The 17,333-nt window shown below is 71.7% G+C and carries 16 protein-coding genes and 2 riboswitches; of the genes, 9 read left to right on the top strand and 7 right to left on the bottom strand.

What is annotated here, in order from left to right; translation table 11 throughout:
• Nucleotides 1-234: 234 nt before the first annotated feature.
• Nucleotides 235-1,494, top strand: coding sequence for an Ig-like domain-containing protein (locus ACFV4F_RS15950; RefSeq protein ID WP_380496982.1), 1,260 nt, complete (start codon nt 235-237; stop codon nt 1,492-1,494).
• A 49-nt stretch (nt 1,495-1,543) separates the two neighbouring features.
• Here the strand turns inward: ACFV4F_RS15950 and ACFV4F_RS15945 are convergent, their stop codons facing one another.
• The 5 genes from ACFV4F_RS15945 to ACFV4F_RS15925 form a co-directional block, all read right to left on the bottom strand.
• Nucleotides 1,544-1,915 (bottom strand): GntR family transcriptional regulator, encoded by a 372-nt coding sequence (locus ACFV4F_RS15945; protein WP_380437681.1) that lies wholly within the window; start codon nt 1,913-1,915, stop codon nt 1,544-1,546.
• Nucleotides 1,916-2,027: 112 nt separating this feature from the next.
• Complete coding sequence (locus ACFV4F_RS15940) at nt 2,028-3,686, bottom strand: cytochrome bc complex cytochrome b subunit (RefSeq protein WP_380502914.1); 1,659 nt, start codon at nt 3,684-3,686, stop codon at nt 2,028-2,030.
• Nucleotides 3,683-4,735 carry a Rieske 2Fe-2S domain-containing protein gene (locus ACFV4F_RS15935; RefSeq protein WP_380502911.1) on the bottom strand — a complete coding sequence of 351 codons (1,053 nt, stop codon included), beginning with the start codon at nt 4,733-4,735 and terminating at the stop codon, nt 3,683-3,685. The genes ACFV4F_RS15940 and ACFV4F_RS15935 overlap by 4 nt, the downstream gene beginning before the upstream one ends.
• An 8-nt stretch (nt 4,736-4,743) precedes the next feature.
• On the bottom strand, nt 4,744-5,553 hold the full coding sequence (locus tag ACFV4F_RS15930; protein ID WP_380447432.1) for a c-type cytochrome: 810 nt from the start codon (nt 5,551-5,553) through the stop codon (nt 4,744-4,746).
• Between the two features lie 187 nt (nt 5,554-5,740).
• Nucleotides 5,741-6,361 (bottom strand): heme-copper oxidase subunit III, encoded by a 621-nt coding sequence (locus ACFV4F_RS15925; protein ID WP_030301107.1) that lies wholly within the window; start codon nt 6,359-6,361, stop codon nt 5,741-5,743.
• A 398-nt stretch (nt 6,362-6,759) separates the two neighbouring features.
• Here ACFV4F_RS15925 and ACFV4F_RS15920 point away from each other — a divergent pair, with 398 nt between their 5' ends.
• The 3 genes from ACFV4F_RS15920 (at nt 6,760) to ACFV4F_RS15910 (ending at nt 10,022) form a co-directional block, all read left to right on the top strand.
• Nucleotides 6,760-7,185: a hypothetical protein gene (locus ACFV4F_RS15920; RefSeq protein WP_359967869.1), complete on the top strand. Its 426-nt coding sequence runs from the start codon at nt 6,760-6,762 to the stop codon at nt 7,183-7,185.
• 116 nt (nt 7,186-7,301) lie between these two features.
• Entirely contained in the window at nt 7,302-8,378 is a 1,077-nt protein-coding gene (gene trpD, locus ACFV4F_RS15915) for an anthranilate phosphoribosyltransferase (RefSeq protein WP_380447434.1), read from the top strand.
• Nucleotides 8,379-8,487: 109 nt separating this feature from the next.
• A riboswitch (SAM riboswitch) is annotated at nt 8,488-8,605 on the top strand.
• Nucleotides 8,606-8,657: 52 nt separating this feature from the next.
• Nucleotides 8,658-10,022, top strand: coding sequence for an aminotransferase class V-fold PLP-dependent enzyme (locus tag ACFV4F_RS15910; protein ID WP_380447436.1), 1,365 nt, complete (start codon nt 8,658-8,660; stop codon nt 10,020-10,022).
• Nucleotides 10,023-10,032: 10 nt separating this feature from the next.
• Here the strand turns inward: ACFV4F_RS15910 and ACFV4F_RS15905 are convergent, their stop codons facing one another.
• Together ACFV4F_RS15905 and ACFV4F_RS15900 are read right to left on the bottom strand one after the other, a co-directional pair.
• Nucleotides 10,033-10,314: an Lrp/AsnC ligand binding domain-containing protein gene (locus tag ACFV4F_RS15905; RefSeq protein WP_380447438.1), complete on the bottom strand. Its 282-nt coding sequence runs from the start codon at nt 10,312-10,314 to the stop codon at nt 10,033-10,035.
• 41 nt (nt 10,315-10,355) lie between these two features.
• On the bottom strand, nt 10,356-11,138 hold the full coding sequence (locus ACFV4F_RS15900; RefSeq protein WP_380447440.1) for a rhomboid family intramembrane serine protease: 783 nt from the start codon (nt 11,136-11,138) through the stop codon (nt 10,356-10,358).
• Between the two features lie 202 nt (nt 11,139-11,340).
• Here ACFV4F_RS15900 and ACFV4F_RS15895 point away from each other — a divergent pair, with 202 nt between their 5' ends.
• The 5 genes from ACFV4F_RS15895 (at nt 11,341) to ACFV4F_RS15875 (ending at nt 17,333) form a co-directional block, all read left to right on the top strand.
• Nucleotides 11,341-11,604, top strand: coding sequence for a hypothetical protein (locus ACFV4F_RS15895; protein WP_380447442.1), 264 nt, complete (start codon nt 11,341-11,343; stop codon nt 11,602-11,604).
• 140 nt (nt 11,605-11,744) lie between these two features.
• A complete protein-coding gene (locus ACFV4F_RS15890) occupies nt 11,745-13,184 on the top strand; it encodes an NYN domain-containing protein (RefSeq protein WP_380502908.1) in 1,440 nt (479 codons plus the stop codon).
• A gap of 200 nt (nt 13,185-13,384) precedes the next feature.
• A complete protein-coding gene (locus ACFV4F_RS15885; RefSeq protein ID WP_380447446.1) occupies nt 13,385-14,422 on the top strand; it encodes an NlpC/P60 family protein in 1,038 nt (345 codons plus the stop codon).
• 348 nt (nt 14,423-14,770) lie between these two features.
• Nucleotides 14,771-14,924, top strand: a riboswitch (cyclic di-AMP (ydaO/yuaA leader).
• Nucleotides 14,925-14,934: 10 nt separating this feature from the next.
• Complete coding sequence (locus ACFV4F_RS15880; RefSeq protein WP_380502905.1) at nt 14,935-16,059, top strand: NlpC/P60 family protein; 1,125 nt, start codon at nt 14,935-14,937, stop codon at nt 16,057-16,059.
• 227 nt (nt 16,060-16,286) lie between these two features.
• Nucleotides 16,287-17,333 (top strand): NlpC/P60 family protein, encoded by a 1,047-nt coding sequence (locus ACFV4F_RS15875; RefSeq protein ID WP_380502902.1) that lies wholly within the window; start codon nt 16,287-16,289, stop codon nt 17,331-17,333.

Below are 17,333 nucleotides of genomic sequence, written 5' to 3'. Positions count from 1 at the left end.
ACTCATGCTCGTCTGGGCGTGGCGTTTTTCCTTGCACGGCGGGGCAAACAACACTCCCGGGGCGGGCCCCCCCCGCGGGGGGGGCCCCCCCCCCCCCCCGGGGCGCCCCCGCCCCTGTTGCGTCCCCGGGGTGAGCCCCTCACTCACCCGGGTGAACGCGGGGTCGCTCGGATGTCGCTCCACGGCAAGGCGTTCCTACGATCTGATCAATCGTGCGAACCCCCGGAGGCGGTCATGGCCGACAGGCGCGGAATAGCGGGTCTCGGCGGCATCTCGCTGGCCCTCGCAGTACTGACCCCGCTCGCCGCCTGCTCGGCCGGTGGTGACGACGATCGCACCGGCCCGCACAAGGTCGACGCGGCGCGGCTGGTCCACCTCTCGGCCGAGGGCAAGGTCGATCCGGCCCAGTCGGTCACCGTGACCGCCGTCGCCGGCAGCAGGCTGACCGACGTCACCGTGGTCGGCCCGGACGGCCGGGTGGTGGCCGGCAGGCTCGCGGACGACCAGCGCAGCTGGCAGACGACCGGCCGGCTGAAGGCCTCGGCGTCGTACAGCGTCCGGATCGCGGCGGACGACGGCAGGGGCGGGCGCGGCGAGACCACCCAGGACTTCAGCACCCTCGCCGCCCAGCGCCTGCTGACCGCGAAGCTCGGCCCGGACTCCTCCGGCAGCGGCGTGTACGGGGTCGGCCAGCCGCTGACCGTGCAGCTCTCCGAGGCCGTCAAGGACCCGCAGGCCCGGCAGGAGGTCGAGCAGGCCCTGACGGTCAGCTCCCAGCCCGCCGTCACCGGCGCGTGGTACTGGGTGGACGACAAGAACCTGCACTTCCGCCCGGAGGAGTACTGGCCCGTCGGCACCACCGTCGGCCTGGCCTTCGACGGCACCGGCACCCGGATCGCCGACGGCCTGTACGGCGGCGACCGCAGCAGCCTGAAGCTGCGGATCGGGGCCCGGGTCGAGTCGGTGATCGACGCCGCCGCCCACGAGCTCACCCTGAAGCGCGACGGCGAGGTGATCCGGACCATCCCGGTGACCACCGGCAAGCCCGGCTTCGACACCCGCAACGGCGTCAAGGTGGTGCTCGGCCAGGAGCGCTCGGTGCGGATGAACGGCGAGACGATCGGCATATCCGCAGGCAGCTCGGAGGCCTACGACCTCAACGTCGAGTGGGCCACCCGGGTGACGTGGAGCGGCGAGTACGTCCACGCGGCGCCGTGGTCGGTCGGCTCGCAGGGCTACGAGAACGTCAGCCACGGCTGCACCGGCATGAGCACCGACAACGCGAAGTGGTTCTACGACAACACCCGGGTGGGGGACCTGGTGACGGTGGTCAACAGCCACGGCGCCACGATGGAGCCGTTCGGCAACGGCTTCGGGGACTGGAACGTGTCCTGGGCGGACTGGGTCAAGCACAGCTCCCTCGGGAAGCCCTTCAGCACCACCGTCGCGGCCTCCCAGGCCCCCGCCACGGGGATGATCCGCCCGGAGGTCTGAGCGGCCCTCCGCAGGCCCTCCGCAGGTCTCCCGGTCCTCCTGGTCCTCCCTAGTCCTCCGGGAACGCGACCCGCAGCGCGGTGTCCACCGCCGCCAGGGCGTCCCCGCGCGACAGCCCGAGCCGGCGCACCCGTTCGGCGTACTCGGTGGCCGCCTCGGCGGCCAGCCGGTGCGCGGTGTCGCCGGTGGACGCGATCAGCGTGCCGCGCCGGCCGTGCGTCTCCACGACGCCGTCGGCCTCCAGCTCCCGGTAGGCGCGGGCGACCGTCCCGGCGGACAGTTCCAGCTCCTCGGCCAGCGCCCGGACGGTGGGCAGCCGCAGCCCGGTGGGCAGTTCGCCCGAGCGGGCCAGCTCGGCGATCCGGGCGCGGATCTGCTCGTACGGGGGAGTGGCGGAGGCGGGGTCGACGGACAGCTGCACGATGGGCTCCTGAGGGTGCCTGGGGGCTGGGGAGACGGCAAAGCCCGAGGGCCGCCGACCAGAAGAACTCTGGTCAGCGGCCCTCGGGTGTGGCGCTGCGGTGCGGACGGGATCAGTGGTGGCCGTGGCCGCTGGTGATCTCGTGGTGCTCCTCGGCGGTGGGCTTGGGGATCTGGCTGCCCTCGCCGTAGAAGCCGCGGGACAGCTTGGCCCGGGTGCGGGTGAAGACGCCGGCCTTGGCGGCCACGCCGTTCTCGTCCGTCTGGGCCGGCAGCTGGACCGGCTGGTTCTGCTCGTGCGCGGTGAGCTTGAACAGCTCCTTCTGCGGCAGCTGGGCGTGCACCTCGACGAACTCGCCGTGCGGCAGGCGCTTGATGACGCCGGTCTCGCGGCCGTGCAGCACCTTCTCCTTGTCACGGCGCTGGAGGCCGAGGCACCAGCGCTTGGTGACGATGAAGGTGACGACCGGCACCACGAAGAAGCCGGCGCGCACGAAGTAGGTGATCGAGTTCAGCGACAGGTGGAAGTGCGTGGCGAACAGGTCGTTGCCACCACCGATCAGCAGGACCAGGTAGAGGCTGATCCACGCGGCGCCCAGGGCGGTGCGGACCGGGGCGTTGCGCGGGCGGTCCAGGATGTGGTGCTCGCGCTTGTCGCCGGTGATCCAGCCCTCGATGAACGGGTAGACCGCGATCGCGACCAGGACCAGCGGGAAGATCATCAGCGGGACGAACACGCCCAGGTTCAGGGTGTGGCCCCACAGGCTGATCTCCCAGCCCGGCATGACGCGGATCAGGCCCTCGGAGAAGCCCATGTACCAGTCCGGCTGGGCGTCGGTCGACACCTGGTCGGGGCGGTACGGGCCGTACGCCCAGATCGGGTTGATCGACGCGATCGCCGAGATGGCGGCGATGATGCCGAACACCAGGAAGAAGAAGCCACCGGCCTTGGCCATGTAGACCGGCATCAGCGGCATGCCGACGACGTTCTTCTCGGTCTTGCCCGGGCCCGCCCACTGGGTGTGCTTGTGGTAGAAGACCAGGATCAGGTGAGCCACCAGCAGGCCGAGCATGATGCCCGGGATCAGCAGCACGTGGATCGTGAAGAACCGCGGGATGATGTCGGTGCCGGGGAACTCGCCCCCGTACAGGAACATCTGGATGTAGGTGCCCACCAGCGGGACGGCGAGGATCGCGCCTTCCATGAAGCGGATACCGGTGCCCGACAGCAGGTCGTCCGGCAGCGAGTAGCCGAAGAAGCCGTCGAACATGCCCAGGACCAGCAGCAGGAAGCCGAAGACCCAGTTGATCTCACGCGGCTTGCGGAACGCGCCGGTGAAGAACACGCGCATCATGTGCACGAGCATCGCCGCCACGAAGACCAGGGCGGCCCAGTGGTGGATCTGGCGGATCAGCAGACCGCCGCGGACCTCGAAGCTGATGTTCACGGTCGACGCGTACGCCTCGGACATGCCGATGCCCTTGAGGGGCACGTACGAGCCGTTGTAGACGACCTCGGCCATCGACGGCTTGAAGAACAGCGTCAGGTACACGCCCGTCAGGATGATGATGACGAACGAGTAGAGGCAGATCTCGCCCAGCATGAAGGACCAGTGGTCCGGGAAGATCTTGCGCAGGTTGGCCTTGGCGAGGGAGTAGATCCCCAGCCGGCCGTCCGTCCAGTCAGCCGCGGCCTCCCACTTGTTGGCGGGGTTGGCGCGCGTGCTGGTGGGCTTGGCGGCACCGGAGGTGGTGCTGCTCGCGCTACTCATCGAGCACGCTCCCAGTAGCTCGGGCCGACAGGCTCTTCGAAGTCGCCGGTGGCGACCAGGTGACCCTGTTCGTCAGTGGTGATCTTCAGCTGCGGCAGGGGGTGGCCGGCCGGGCCGAAGATGACGCGCGCGCCGTCCGACAGGTCGAAGGTCGACTGGTGGCACGGGCAGAGCGCGTGGTGGGTCTGCTGCTCGTAGAGGCTGATCGGGCAGCCGACGTGGGTGCAGATCTTCGAGTAGGCGAGGATGCCCTCGAAGCCCTTCTCCCGGGACTTGTCGTCCTTGATGTCGTCCGGCGCGATGCGCACCAGCATCAGGGCGTCCTTGGCGATGGCCTGCTGGAAGTCCTCGTCGTGGACGTGCAGCCCCTCGGGCATGGCGAAGGTCAGCGAGCCGATGACGATGTCTTCGGCCTTCATCGGCAGGTTGGTGCTCATGTTGATGAGCTGCAGCGGCTTGGCCGGAGTCGCCTCCTTCCAGCCCGTCTCCTTCAGCTTCTTCTCGGGCAGCGGCCCGAGGTCGCGGAGCAGGACCACGCCGGAGAGCGGGACCAGCGCCATCGAGCCGATGAGGGTGTTGCGGATCATCTTCCGACGACCGAAGCCGGACTCGGCGGCACCGGTCTTGAACTGGTCGATGACGTCCGCGCGGACCTCGTCGTCGGCCTCGATCGGGTGACGCTCGGCCGGCAGCTCGACGTCCGACATCAGGGTGCGGGCCCAGTGGACCGCGCCCGCGCCGATCAGGAACAGCGCGACGCCCAGGGTCAGGCCGAGCGCGAAGTTCAGCGCGCTGACGTGACCGAGCGGGAAGATGTAGACGATCTTGTCGGGGTCGACGCCCACGTACGACGCGATGAAGCCGATGGTGGCGATCATCGAGATCACGAACATCAGCGACACCTGGCGCTCGGCGCGCTTGGCGGCCCGCTCGTCGATGTCGGTGCGACGGGGCTCGTGGGCCGGCAGGCCCGGGTCGGCGAACGGGTCGCCGTGCTCGGCGACCTCGCCGGCGGAGCCGTGGTGCTCCGGAAGCTTCTCTTCTGACATGTCGTGGCTCATGACTTCTTGGCCTTGGGGGTGTGGGCGGCGACCCAGATCGCGACCGCGATGAGCACGCCGAGACCGAAGATCCAGCCGAACAGGCCCTCGGTCACCGGACCGAGGCTGCCGAGCGTGAGACCGCCGGGGTTGGGCTCATCGTTGGTGGTGTGGCGGACGAAGGCCACGATCTGCTTCTTCTGCTCCTCGGGCATGGTGGTGTCCGGGAACGACGGCATGTTCTGCGGGCCGGTCTGCATGGCCTCGTAGATGTGCTTGGCGTCCACGCCCTCCAGCGACGGCGCGTACTTGCCCTTGGTCAGGGCACCACCCTGGCCGGCGAAGTTGTGGCACTGGGCGCAGTTGGTGCGGAACAGCTCGCCACCCTTGGAGATGTCCTCGGGGTTGGTCGAGGTGTACTGCTCCTGGGTCGGCGTCACCGGGCCGGGGCCGAGCGAGGCCACGAAGGCGGCGAGCTGGTCGATCTCGGCCTGCGAGTAGATGTTCTTCTTGCGCGGGACCTGCGAGCCGGGCTGCTGGGCCGGCATGCGGCCGGTGGCGACCTGGAAGTCGACGGCGGCGGAACCGACGCCGACCAGGCTCGGGCCGTCGCTGCTGCCCTCGCCGTTCAGGCCGTGGCAGGACGAGCAGCCGACGGCGAAGAGCTTCTTACCCTCGTCGATCGCGAGCGACTGCGCGGCGACGTCGGCCTGCGCCTTGCCGGCGGGCGCGAACACGGCGTACAGCCCCCCGGTTGCCGCCAGGGCGAGAAGTAGGACGACCAGCGCCGCCAATGGGTGGCGCCGTCGTGCGGAGAGCTTTTTCACGGAATAACCCCGGTGTCAGGATCTGGTCGACTGGTGGGTGCACCCGGCTGCCGGTCTGGCCGGCACGAGGCGGCCCGGCTAGGGCTGCGCGCGCGGTCGGTCGGTGGGAGCGTCGGCACCGGCAGAAGCGGCCCTGCGCCGGTGAGGGCGGGGGCCGCAGCCGGTGGCCAGCGACCTGATCAGCTGGTTACTTGATCAGGTAGATGGTCGCGAACAGGCCGATCCACACGACGTCGACGAAGTGCCAGTAGTACGACACCACGATGGCGGCGGTGGCCTGCTCGTGCGTGAAGCGCTTGGCTGCGTACGTCCGTCCCAGGACCAGCAGGAAGGCGATCAGACCACCCGTCACGTGCAGACCGTGGAAGCCGGTGGTCAGGTAGAACACCGTGCCGTACGGGTCGGAGGACAGCGAGAGGCCGTCCTTCTTGACCAGCTCGGTGTACTCGAAGATCTGACCGCCGATGAAGATCGCGCCCATCACGAAGGTGATGACGAACCACGAGCGGAGCTTCTTCACGTCCCCGCGCTCGGCGGCGAACACGCCGAGCTGGCAGGTCAGCGAGGAGAGCACCAGGATCGTGGTGTTGACCGAGGAGAAGGGCACGTTGAGGGCGTGCGCCTTCTCGGTCCAGAACTCCGGCCCCTTGACGGAGCGGAGCGTGAAGTACATCGCGAAGAGGGCCGCGAAGAACATCAACTCGGAACTGAGCCAGACGATCGTTCCGACGCTGACCATGTTCGGCCGGTTGACCGATCCGTGCGCGTGCCCGGTTTCTACTGCTGTTGCTGTCGCCACGACGGACATTATGTCGGTCCCTTATTCCGTCTTCACGCCGGGGGGTCTCCCTCGGAGTGTCCGGTGCGTGCGGTATGCCCGCTTGGGGGGCACCCAGGTGCCCGGACGGTACCTGAGCAGCGGCGTGTCCCTTTTCTGACGGTTCCTCGGAGGGCCCTTGGACCCCGTTGCCCAGCGTGTCGATGCACGGTCGGCGCAGTGCCCGGAGGTAGGGGAGCGGGCCCGGCTGTCGGCCGTCCGGGTGGACTGCGCGTGGCCGGGTGACGGGGCGTCCTCCGGGCGGGTGAGCCCCGGGCGCGGCGCCTTGAGGAGGAACGCGCGCGGGGGAGGGCTCGGCCGGGGGTGATCCGGAGTAGCATCCGGGTCAGGCGAACGTGGTCCGGATCACACTTGAGGGAGCAGGGTCAATGGCGTACACGACCGATGAGACGCTCACCGTCCTCGTCTACAGCGACGACCGCAACACCCGCGAGCAGGTGCTGACGGCGCTCGGCCGCCGGCCCGCCGAGGATCTGCCGGAGCTGTCCTACCTGGAGTGCGCGACCACCCCCGCGGTGCTGCGGGCGCTGGAGAAGGGCGGCGTCGACCTCTGCATCCTGGACGGCGAGGCGGTGCCGGCCGGCGGGCTCGGACTCGGGCGCCAGCTCAAGGACGAGATCTACGGTTGCCCGCCGGTGCTGGTGCTGATCGGCCGGCCGCAGGACTCCTGGCTGGCCGCCTGGAGCCGGGCCGACGCGGCGATCTCGCGCCCGGTCGACCCGGTCGCACTGGCCGGGGCGGTGGCCACGCTGCTGCGGGCGCGCCTGGCCAAGCGGGCCCCCGCGACGCGCTGAGCGGCGCCGTCTCAGTACTAGAGAAGACAGGGCCGGAGGTACCCCGCTGCTCGATAGGCTGACTCCATCCGTACGGACGTCCCCCCTGGGGGAACCGACAACAGCTGGAGTCAGCCATGGTGAACGTGAACCCTGCGAACGGTGGTACCGACCCCGCGCAGGTGGTCCGCACCTGGCCGGACCTCCTGGCGGCGCTGTTGAAGGGGGAGGACCTCGACCGCTCGGCCACCGCGTGGGCGATGGACCGGATCATGAGCGGCGAGGCGTCCCCCGTCCAGGTCGCCGGGTTCATGGTGGCGCTGCGGGCCAAGGGCGAGACGGTCGACGAGATCAGCGGCCTGGTGGACGCGATGTACGCGCACGCCGAGCCGCTGGACATCCCGGGCCCGGCGGTGGACATCGTCGGTACCGGCGGCGACCGCGCCAAGACCGTCAACATCTCCACGATGTCCGCGATCGTCGCCGCGGCCGCCGGTGCCAAGGTGGTCAAGCACGGCAACCGGGCGTCCTCCTCGGCGAGCGGGTCGTCGGACGTGCTGGAGAAGCTCGGCATCGCCCTGGACCTGTCGGCCCGGCGGGTCGCCGAGGTGGCCGAGGAGGTCGGGCTCACCTTCTGCTTCGCGGCGAGGTTCCACCCGTCGATGCGGCACGCCGCCACCGCCCGGCGCGACCTCGGGGTGCCGACCGCGTTCAACATCCTCGGCCCGCTGACCAACCCGGCGAAGGTCACCGCGCACGCCGTCGGCTGCTTCGACACCCGGCTCGCCGGGCTGATCGCGGGCGTCCTCGCCCGGCGCGGCTCCACGGCGCTGGTCTTCCGCGGCGACGACGGCCTGGACGAGCTGACCGTCACCACGACGTCGCAGGTGTGGATCGTGCGGGACGGCATCGTCACCGAGACCGCCTTCGACCCGCGGGACGTCGGCATCGAGCTCGTCGGCATCGAGGCGCTCCGCGGGGCGGACGCCTCCTACAACGCCGAGGTCGCGCGCCGGCTGCTGGCCGGGGAGCGCGGGCCGGTGCGGGACGCCGTCCTGCTCAACACGGCGGCGGCGCTGGTGGCGCTGGACCTGACGGACGCGCCGCTCGCCGAGCAGCTGGCGGCCGGCATGGAGCGGGCCGCGGCGGCCGTGGACTCGGGCGCGGCGCAGGAGCTGCTGCGGCGCTGGTCGGAGGCCACCGGCCGGGACTGACAAGCGAGTTGAGGGGCCCGTGGCAGTTCGTCGCCGCGGGCCCCTTCGGCTGTCCGGATGGTGGATGCCTGTTTGACCACCGGGCGGACGCGACCTAGAGTCCTGTCCAGGTCATGAGTGACAGCGACAAGCCCCAGCTTGCTGTCCGGCAACCCTCCGTCCGTGGCGGGGTGCCCTGGGTGAGGACCGGGCCGCGCGGCGAACCGTCCGCGAGGCAAGCGCGGACGCCCGACGACTAGCACTCCCGGGGTCCCTCGACCTCCGAAGGAGTGCATCCTCATGTCCCTTGCCACCGAAATCTGCGCCCCCCTGGCCGTCCTCGGCCACGACGTCCAGGTGCCGCTCGTCAACGGCGAGAAGGTCGGCTACGCGCCGCTCGACTACGCGGCCAGCTCGCCGGCGCTGCAGCGGGTGTGGGACGACGTCGCCGCGTACGCCCCCTACTACGGCAGCGTGCACCGCGGCGCCGGGTACCTCTCGCAGCTGTCCACCGACCTGTTCGAGCAGAGCCGCCGGACCGTCGGCGAGTTCCTCGGCCTGCGCGAGGGCGACCAGGTGGTCTTCACCCGGGCCACCACCGACTCGCTCAACCTGCTCGCCGCCGCGCTGCCGGCCGGCACCCGGGTGTTCGCGTTCGAGACCGAGCACCACGCCTCGCTGCTGCCCTGGGCCCACGCCGGGCTCGACGTCACCTACCTGCGCGCTCCCCGCTCGCACGCCGAGGCCGTCGCCGCGCTGGACGCCGCGCTCGCCGGGGCGCCCGAGGGCCCGAAGCTGCTGTGCGTCACCGGCGCCTCGAACGTCACCGGCGAGCTGTGGCCGGTCGCCGAGCTCACCGCGACCGCGCACCGGCACGGCGCCCGGGTGGTGCTGGACGCCGCGCAGCTCGCCCCGCACCACCGGGTCTCGGTGGCCGAGCTGGACGTCGACTGGATCGCCTTCTCCGGCCACAAGATCTACGCGCCGTTCGGCGCCGGGGTGCTGGCCGGCCGGGCGGACTGGCTGGACGCGGCCGAGCCGTACCTGGCCGGCGGCGGTGCGACCCGGACGGTGGCCCGGGAGGCCGACGGTTCGGTGGCCGTCCAGTGGCACACCGGCCCGGCCCGGCACGAGGCCGGCTCGCCGAACGTCATCGGCGCCTACGCCATCGCGTCCGCCTGCCGGGCGCTGAGCGAGGCCGGCTTCGACGCGCTGGAGGCCCGCGAGCAGGCGCTGATCGCCCGGCTCACGGCCGGGCTGGCGGAGATCCCGCAGGTCAAGGTGCTGAGCCTGTTCGGCTCCGACTCGGCGCGGGTGGGCGTGCTGTCCTTCGTCGTCCGGGGCTGGAACAGCTCGCACTTCTCGGCCGCGCTCTCCGCCGAGTACGGCATCGGCGTGCGCGACGGGCTGTTCTGCGCGCACCCGCTGGTGCGCACGCTGCTCGGCGACGAGGACGTGGCGCCGTCCGAGTGCGGCGCGCCGGAGCCGTCGCTGCCGGGCGAGCGCAGCCTGAACGCCATCCGGGTCAGCTTCGGCGCCGGGACCCCGGACGAGCACGTCGACCGCTTCCTGACCGCCGTCCGCGAGCTGGTCACGGACGGCGCGGCGTGGAACTACCGGAACGAGGGCGGCCGTTGCGTCGCCGACACTCGCCGTGAGGACTGAGGACTGAGGACTACTCGTCCAGGCCGAGCGCGAACGCGGCCTCCAGGTCGTGCTGGGAGTAGGTGCGGAAGGCGATCTGGGTCTCGGTGTGGGCGACGCCCGGGACCTTGTTCAGCCGGCCCGGGATGACGTCGGCCAGGTCGTCGTGCTTGCGCACCCGCACCATCGCGACCAGGTCGTAGCCGCCGGTCACCGAGTACACCTCGCTGACGCCCTCGATGGCGGCGATGGCCTCGGCGATCTCCGGGATGCGGTCGACACTGGTCTTGATCAGGACGATGGCGGTGATCACTGTTCCGGCTCCTTCGTGGGGTGGCGCCAGCGTATCGGGCCTCAGCCGGGTCGTCTCGGGGGGTGACCGACGACGGTGCAGGCGTAGAGGAAGCCGGCGCAGAAGCCGATCACGTGGACCAGGTAGGCGACCCCGGGCCCGGCCGAGTGCACCGACCACCACTGCAGGGCGAACCAGAGGCCCAGCACCAGCCAGGCCGGGAACCGCAGCGGCAGGAAGAGCAGCAGCGGGACGAGCGTCGTCACCCGGGAGCGCGGGTGGAAGCGCAGGTAGGCGCCCAGGACGGCGGAGATCGCGCCGGAGGCTCCGATCAGGACGCGGGTGGAGTCCGCCGAGTGCGCCTCGGCGAGGGCGAAGCCGTACGTCGCGAGGCTCCCGGCGGCCAGGTAGAAGAGGAGGAAGCGGGCCCGGCCGACCCGCCGTTCGACGGTGGGGCCGAAGACGTGGAGGAAGAGCAGGTTGCCGGCCAGGTGCAGCCAGCCGGCGTGCAGGAAGAGGCCGGTGAGGACGGAGACGGCCGGGCGCTTGCCCGGCGTGGGAGCGGCCGGGCAGCCGGGGGCCGGGTCCGGGGCCTCGGCGAGCTGTTCGGCCGTCAGCGGGCGCCCGGCCAGCAGTTCGGCGGGGACGGCGCCCCAGCGCTGCTCGTACCGCTGCTCGGCGCAGAGCCGGGCCTGCCCGGTGCCGTAGAGGGGGTTGAGTCCGGCGGCCGGCCCGAACAGGAAGACCAGGGTGTTGAGCGCGATCAGGGCGTAGGTGACCGCCGGGGCGGGCACCGCGGGGCCGCCGTCCCGCGCGTCGGTGTGGCCGGGGGCCGCGAGCGCCATGCGGCCAAGCATCCCTCCGCGGGCCCTCCGTGACACCGCGCTGTACGGCAGGTGGACTAGCCGTCCCGATCGCCCGAACCGGTGGCCGTGATGGTTGCCCCAGGCAATAGGCTTGGGGCGGGCATTCCCGCCTCCCGCCGCCGATGCCGGGGCTCCGGGGGGAGCGCCTAGCCCACCCAGGGACCACCCGAGAGGACCCCCGATGACCGTCCCCGCTCTGACCGCCGAGACGCGTTGGCGCTGCACCCTGTGCGGCAACCTCACCCGCTTCGACGTGACCCGCTCCGCGCGGGTCACCGAGTTCCTGCACTTCGACCTGGCCGGCGAGTCCAAGGTCGAGGAGACCGAAGTCCTGAGCGAGACGGTCGAGACGGTGCGCTGCCGCTGGTGCAACGCGGTGGACCAGGTCGAGCTGGTCGCCCGCCCGGGCGCGGACGACGCGGCGGTCGAGGCCGAGCAGGGTTGATGCCCCGCCGGTGCGGTGGACGGTGCACGGCACGGCCGTCCGCCGCACGGGACAATACAGACAGAACGCACGGAGCGTGACGACAGGGACGGCGGCCGCGGGGCCGCACCCGTTGGACCAGGATCGGAGCCGAGGACGTGGTGGACGCAGCGAGGGAGCCCGCCGGACCGCAGGGGCAGCCCGCTGCGGAGCCGGCTGCCGGGGCGGCGGGGGCCGCCGACGGTGCCGCCGCGTCCGGAACCGCCGCGGACCCGGGAGCAGGCCGTCCCGCCGAGAAGCTCGACCGGCCGCTGCCGGAGGGCGTGCGCCGGCGCGTGGTCGGCCTGGCCGCGGACGCGCTCGGCGGACTGCCGCCCGGCGAGCTGCCGCAGAGCCTGCGTCAGTACGCCAAGTTCACCCCGGCCCGGCGGGCCAAGTACGCGGCCACGGCGATCGCGGCGGCGCTGGAGTCGGAGCCGGCCTTCCGGCTGCGGATAGCGGAGCGGCTGCGGCTGGGCCAGCCGGACCTGGTGAAGGCGCTGGAGTCGGGCAGCGTCCCCGGCGCCGCCGATCCGATGGACGTCGCGGCCGCCGCCTACCTGGTGCGGTCGGCGGGCTGGAGCCGGCTGGTCGCCGAGGCCGGCGAGGAGGCCGAGCGGGCCGGCGCCGAGGGCGCGGCCGCGGAGGCGGCCCGGCTGGTGGAGAAGCTGCAGGCCGAGCTGGCCGAGGTGCGGGCCGGGGCGCGCGCGGACCTGGACCGGCAGCGGGCCGAGTCCGAGGACGTCCGGCGGGAGGCCGACTCGCTGCGCAAGAAGGTGCGTTCGCTGGAGAGCGACACCCGCCGGGCGCAGGCCGAGACCCGTCGGCTGGCCGGTGAGCTGGAGGCGCTGCGCGCGCAGGCGGCGACCGAGCGCAGTGCGGCCGAGAGCGAGGCACGGCGGCTGCGGCACCGCGTCGGCGAGCTGGAGACCGCCGCCGAGCAGGGCCGCCGTTCGGCCCGCGAGGGGCGCAGCGTGGAGGACATGCGGCTGCGGCTGCTGCTGGACACCGTGCTGCAGTCGGCGCAGGGGCTGCAGCGCGAGCTGGCGCTGCCGGTGTCGCAGATCCGCCCGGCGGACCTGGTGGAGGCGGTGGTGCCGGGTTCGGCCTCGCCGCACGACGTGGCCCGGCGCGGGCTCGCGGAGGACGATCCGGCCCTGCTGGACCAGCTGCTGGCGATCCCGCAGGTGCACCTGGTGGTGGACGGCTACAACGTGACGAAGACCGGCTATCCGACGCTGCCGCTGGAGCAGCAGCGGCTGCGGCTGCTGGGCGGGCTGGCGATGCTGGCCCAGCGCACGCAGGCGGAGGTCACGTGCGTGTTCGACGGGCAGGACCTGGACGTGCCGGTGATCATGGCGCCGCCGCGCGGGGTCCGGGTGCGCTTCAGCCGGACCGGCGAGACGGCGGACGAGCTGATCAGACGCCTGGTGCGGGCCGAGCCGCAGGGCCGTCCGGTCGTGGTGGTCTCCGCCGACCGGGAGGTCGCGGAGGGCGTGCGGAAGGCGGGCGCGCGCCCGGTCGCCTCGGTTCTGCTGCTGAACCGGCTGGCGCGGCCCTGATTCCGTGCCGATGGGGATGACGGCCGCTCAGCGTCCGGTTTGCGGTGATGTGCGGATTCGGTGAAGCGGCGTGGGGGCTCGGAGTTCACGCCTTTGGGGGAGTGGCGCAATGCCTGGATGTTCACTAGGGTCTGGCGTCAAACCTATTTTCCGGATTTCTCACCCGAACCGGTGAGTCCATGGAAGAAGGAGCAGGTCCCTTGGCCTCCCACCGCCGTCCCAAGCAGCCGAGCCGCGCGCGGGTCTCCGTGCTCACCGCTGCTGCTGCGACCGCGGTCGCGCTCTCCGCCCAGGTGGCCGCGCACGCCGCGCCGCAGCCGAACAAGACGGACGTCAAGGCGCAGATCGACGAACTGCAGCAGGAGCAGGAGCAGGCCGCCGAGAAGTACAACGGCGCCAAGGAGCGGGCCGACCAGCTGCGCAAGCAGGCCGACCAGCTCCAGGACCAGGTGGCCCGCGGCCAGGAGCAGATGACCCAGCTTCAGACCGGCCTCGCCGGCGTGGCGGGCGAGCAGTACCGCACCGGCGGCATCGACCCGTCCGTCCAGCTGATGCTCTCCTCCGACCCGAACAACTACCTGGCCAAGGCCTCCAGCGTGCAGCAGGCCACCGCCACCGAGACCGACGCGCTCAAGGGCCTGCTGGACCAGCAGCGCCGCCTGGACCAGGAGAAGGCCGAGGCCGCCGCGGTGCTGGCCTCCCTGGACTCCACCACCAAGGACCTGAACCAGTCCAAGGCGGACGTCAACGCCAAGCTCAAGCAGGCCCAGGACCTCCTCAACTCGCTCAGCGCCTCCGAGCGCGCCGCGCTGAAGGCCCAGCAGGCCCAGGACGACCGCGCCTCGCGCGGCACCGACCGGGTCGACCTGAGCAGCCTGCCGCCGGCCAGCGGCTACGCGGCCGTGGCCGTGGCCAAGGCGATGAGCAAGCAGGGCTCGCCGTACGTGTGGGGTGCCGTCGGCTCCAGCACCTTCGACTGCTCGGGCCTGATGCTCTGGTCGTACGGCCAGGCCGGCGTCTCGCTGCCGCGCACCTCGCAGGAGCAGGGCCACTACGGCACCCGGGTGCCCTCGCTGGACCAGGCCCAGCCCGGCGACCTGGTGATCTACGGTCCCGACATGCACCACGTCGCGATGTACATCGGCAACGGCATGGTGGTGCACGCGCCGCACACCGGCGACGTCGTCAAGGTGATGAAGGCCGACGCGATGCCGATCAACACCATCCGCCGGGTCTGACCCGCCGACACGCCGCGGGCCGACGCGACGGCCCTGTGATCCGCGCCACCTCCCGAGCGGGGGTGGCGCGTTCGCTTGAGCGCGTTTCCCTGCGTTTCGCCGCGTTCGCGTGACAAGTGATCAGCCTTGCGTACTGCCGCGATCACCTTCTGTCATCTTCACAAAAGAACTTGGTTATTCTTCCGCCTTTTTTCTGACAAGGATTTGAACCGATCACGGTTCAGTTACTAGGGTCGTGACCCGGACCACCGCACTGTCGATCGCCCAGCCAGGGTGGCGGCGGTGGTTCCCGCCGAGTTCGTGAAGCAGCGGGACGGGTCGAAGCGACCGTCCGACAGGGGAGCCCAGTGACAGGGGGCGCTGTGGAGCGGAGCCGGGGAACCACGTTCCTCCGGGGTGAATCGGCGCCAGGTCGGCCGGTGGAACGGCCGTGAGGCGTCGTAGGGCATGCTTCCGGCCCGAACCCGTCAGCTCACCCGGTAGGCGGACGTAGGAAGAAGGAGTCCGCCTTCGTGGCGTCCCATCGTCGTCCCAAACCCGCCGGTCGTGCCCGAGTTTCCTTCCTGACCGGAGTTGCCGCGGCAGCCGTCGCCCTCTCCGCGCAGTCCGGCGCCCACGCCGACCCCGCGCCGACCAAGGACCAGGTCAAGGAGCAGGTCGACCAGCTCAACGAGCAGGCCGAGGTGGCGACCGAGCAGTACAACGCCGCCCAGTCCAAGCAGCAGGAGCTGCAGAAGCAGGTCAGCGGCCTGCAGGACCAGGTGGCCCGCCAGCAGGAGCAGGTGACCGACCTCCAGGGCGGCCTCGCCCAGATCGCCGGCGAGCAGTACCGCAACGGGGGCATATCCCCGACCGTCCAGCTGATGTTCTCGTCCAAGCCGGACAACTTCCTCAGCCAGGCCGACGCCCTGAACCAGGCCGGCAGCACCCAGAAGGGTCAGCTGAAGGAGCTCCAGGACCAGCAGCGCAAGCTGGACCAGGACCGCACCGAGGCCCAGGGCAAGCTCGCCGAGCTGGACGCGACCACCCAGCAGCTGAAGGCGTCCAAGGAGCAGATCCAGGGGAAGCTGACGGCCGCCCAGAACCTCTTCAACACCCTGTCCGAGCAGGAGCGCCAGGCCATCAAGGCGGCCGAGGACAAGGCCGCCGCCGATGCCAAGGCCAAGGCCGACGCCGCGAAGGCCCAGCAGGCCGCCGCCGACCGCGCCTCCCGCGACAGCAGCCGCACCGACCTCGGCTCGGCCCCGTCGTCCTCGCCGGTCGCCAAGCCGCCGGCGGCGGGCAGCTCGCGCGGTGCCGCCGCGCTGTCCTACGCCGCCACCAAGATCGGCAGCCCGTACGTCTGGGCCGCCACCGGCCCGAACTCCTTCGACTGCTCGGGCCTGATGGTCTGGGCCTTCGACCAGGCCGGCGTCTCGCTGCCGCGCACCTCGCAGGAGCAGGCCGGCGCCGGGACCCGGATCGGCACGGACCTCTCCCAGGCCCAGCCCGGCGACCTGCTGATCTTCTTCAACGACGCCCACCACGTCGGCATCTACGCCGGCAACGGCCAGGTGCTGCACGCGCCCAAGCCGGGTGCGAGCGTCCGCTACGAGGCGGTCACCAACATGCCGCTCTCGTCCATCGTGCGGGTCTGATTCCCCGCTCGGCTTCCCGCAGGCCCGGCCCTCCTCCCCGGAGGTCCGGGCCTGCGGCGTTTCCTTTCCTCGGACTGGTGTCCGATTCAGGGTCAAATATTCGGGTTGGGAGGGGTTTGGACTCGGTTGCCCGGACTCGCTAACGTCTGCCACCGGACTCCCGCTCCAGGACCGCCCGCTTGGGTGCGGCGGCGGGACCGGTCCGCAGGATTGGAGCAGCCGCCGCCATGCCCGTGCACCGCCGTTCCCAACTGCTCGCCCGTGCGCTGGTGCTGACCGCGGCCGCCACCACCGCCCTGGGCGTCACGACGGGCGGCAGCGCCCAGGCCGCCCCCGGCTCCCCGGACGCGCCCAGCCGCAAGGACGTCAAGGCGCAGGTCGAGCAGCTGTACAACGAGGCCGAACAGGCGTCGGAGAAGTACAACGCCGCGCAGGAGGCCCAGCAGCGGCTCCAGGGCGAGACCACCGTCCTCCAGGGCGAGATCGCCGCCGCCCAGGACCAGCTGAACCAGCTGCGCGGCGACCTCGCCACCGTGGCCGGCGCCGAGTACCGCTCCGGCGGCATGGCGCAGACCGTCCAGCTGATGCTCGCCACCGACCCGGAGGGCTACCTCGCCCGCGCCCGGACCCTCGACCAGGCGACCGAGCGGCAGAACGAGACGCTGCACGAGCTGGTGACCCGTCAGCGCGGGCTCGACCAGCGCCGCACCGAGACCGCCGCCAAGCTCGCCGAGCTGGACCAGGCCCGCCGGACGCTCGCCGACAGCAAGCAGGAGATCCAGCAGCGGCTGGCCAAGGCCCAGCGGCTGCTCAACAGCCTGGGCGCCGCCGAGCGCTCCCGGATGGCCGCGCAGGACGCCCAGGAGGCCGAGCAGCGCGCCACCCGCGGCACCGACCGGCTGGACCTCGGCACCACCCCGCCCGCCTCCGAGCGTGGGGCGGCGGCGCTCGCGGCGGCGGTGCGGATGATCGGGTCGCCGTACGTGTACGGGTCCACCGGCCCCCGCGCGTTCGACTGTTCCGGTCTGATGTACTACAGCTGGCGGCAGGCGGGAGTGAGCCTGCCGCGCACCTCGCAGGCCCAGGCCTACGCCGGCCAGCGGGTGAGCCTGTCCGAAGCGCGACCGGGAGACCTGGTGATCTTCTACCGGGACATGCACCACGTCGGCATGTACGCCGGCGGCGGGGTGATCGTGCACGCCCCGTACCCGGGGGCCAGGGTCCGGTACGAGAGCGTCAACGCGATGCCCGTCGCGGGGGTGGTCCGGCTCTGA

The sequence above is a fragment of the Kitasatospora sp. NPDC059722 genome (assembly GCF_042733235.1).
GTDB lineage: Bacteria > Actinomycetota > Actinomycetes > Streptomycetales > Streptomycetaceae > Kitasatospora.
Note: the sequence above shows the minus strand (reverse complement) of the source record. Positions and strands in the feature narration are given on the sequence as shown.

What these genes read in the sequence shown, in the direction of transcription:
- ACFV4F_RS15895 (WP_380447442.1), top strand. Translation starts at nt 11,341, where the DNA reads ATGACCGTCCCCGCTCTGACCGCCGAGACGCGTTGGCGCTGCACCCTG.
- ACFV4F_RS15940 (WP_380502914.1), bottom strand. Translation starts at nt 3,686, where the DNA reads ATGAGTAGCGCGAGCAGCACCACCTCCGGTGCCGCCAAGCCCACCAGC.
- ACFV4F_RS15935 (WP_380502911.1), bottom strand. Translation starts at nt 4,735, where the DNA reads ATGTCAGAAGAGAAGCTTCCGGAGCACCACGGCTCCGCCGGCGAGGTC.
- ACFV4F_RS15950 (WP_380496982.1), top strand. Translation starts at nt 235, where the DNA reads ATGGCCGACAGGCGCGGAATAGCGGGTCTCGGCGGCATCTCGCTGGCC.
- ACFV4F_RS15910 (WP_380447436.1), top strand. Translation starts at nt 8,658, where the DNA reads ATGTCCCTTGCCACCGAAATCTGCGCCCCCCTGGCCGTCCTCGGCCAC.
- trpD (WP_380447434.1), top strand. Translation starts at nt 7,302, where the DNA reads ATGGTGAACGTGAACCCTGCGAACGGTGGTACCGACCCCGCGCAGGTG.
- ACFV4F_RS15920 (WP_359967869.1), top strand. Translation starts at nt 6,760, where the DNA reads ATGGCGTACACGACCGATGAGACGCTCACCGTCCTCGTCTACAGCGAC.
- ACFV4F_RS15875 (WP_380502902.1), top strand. Translation starts at nt 16,287, where the DNA reads ATGCCCGTGCACCGCCGTTCCCAACTGCTCGCCCGTGCGCTGGTGCTG.
- ACFV4F_RS15925 (WP_030301107.1), bottom strand. Translation starts at nt 6,361, where the DNA reads ATGTCCGTCGTGGCGACAGCAACAGCAGTAGAAACCGGGCACGCGCAC.
- ACFV4F_RS15900 (WP_380447440.1), bottom strand. Translation starts at nt 11,138, where the DNA reads ATGGCGCTCGCGGCCCCCGGCCACACCGACGCGCGGGACGGCGGCCCC.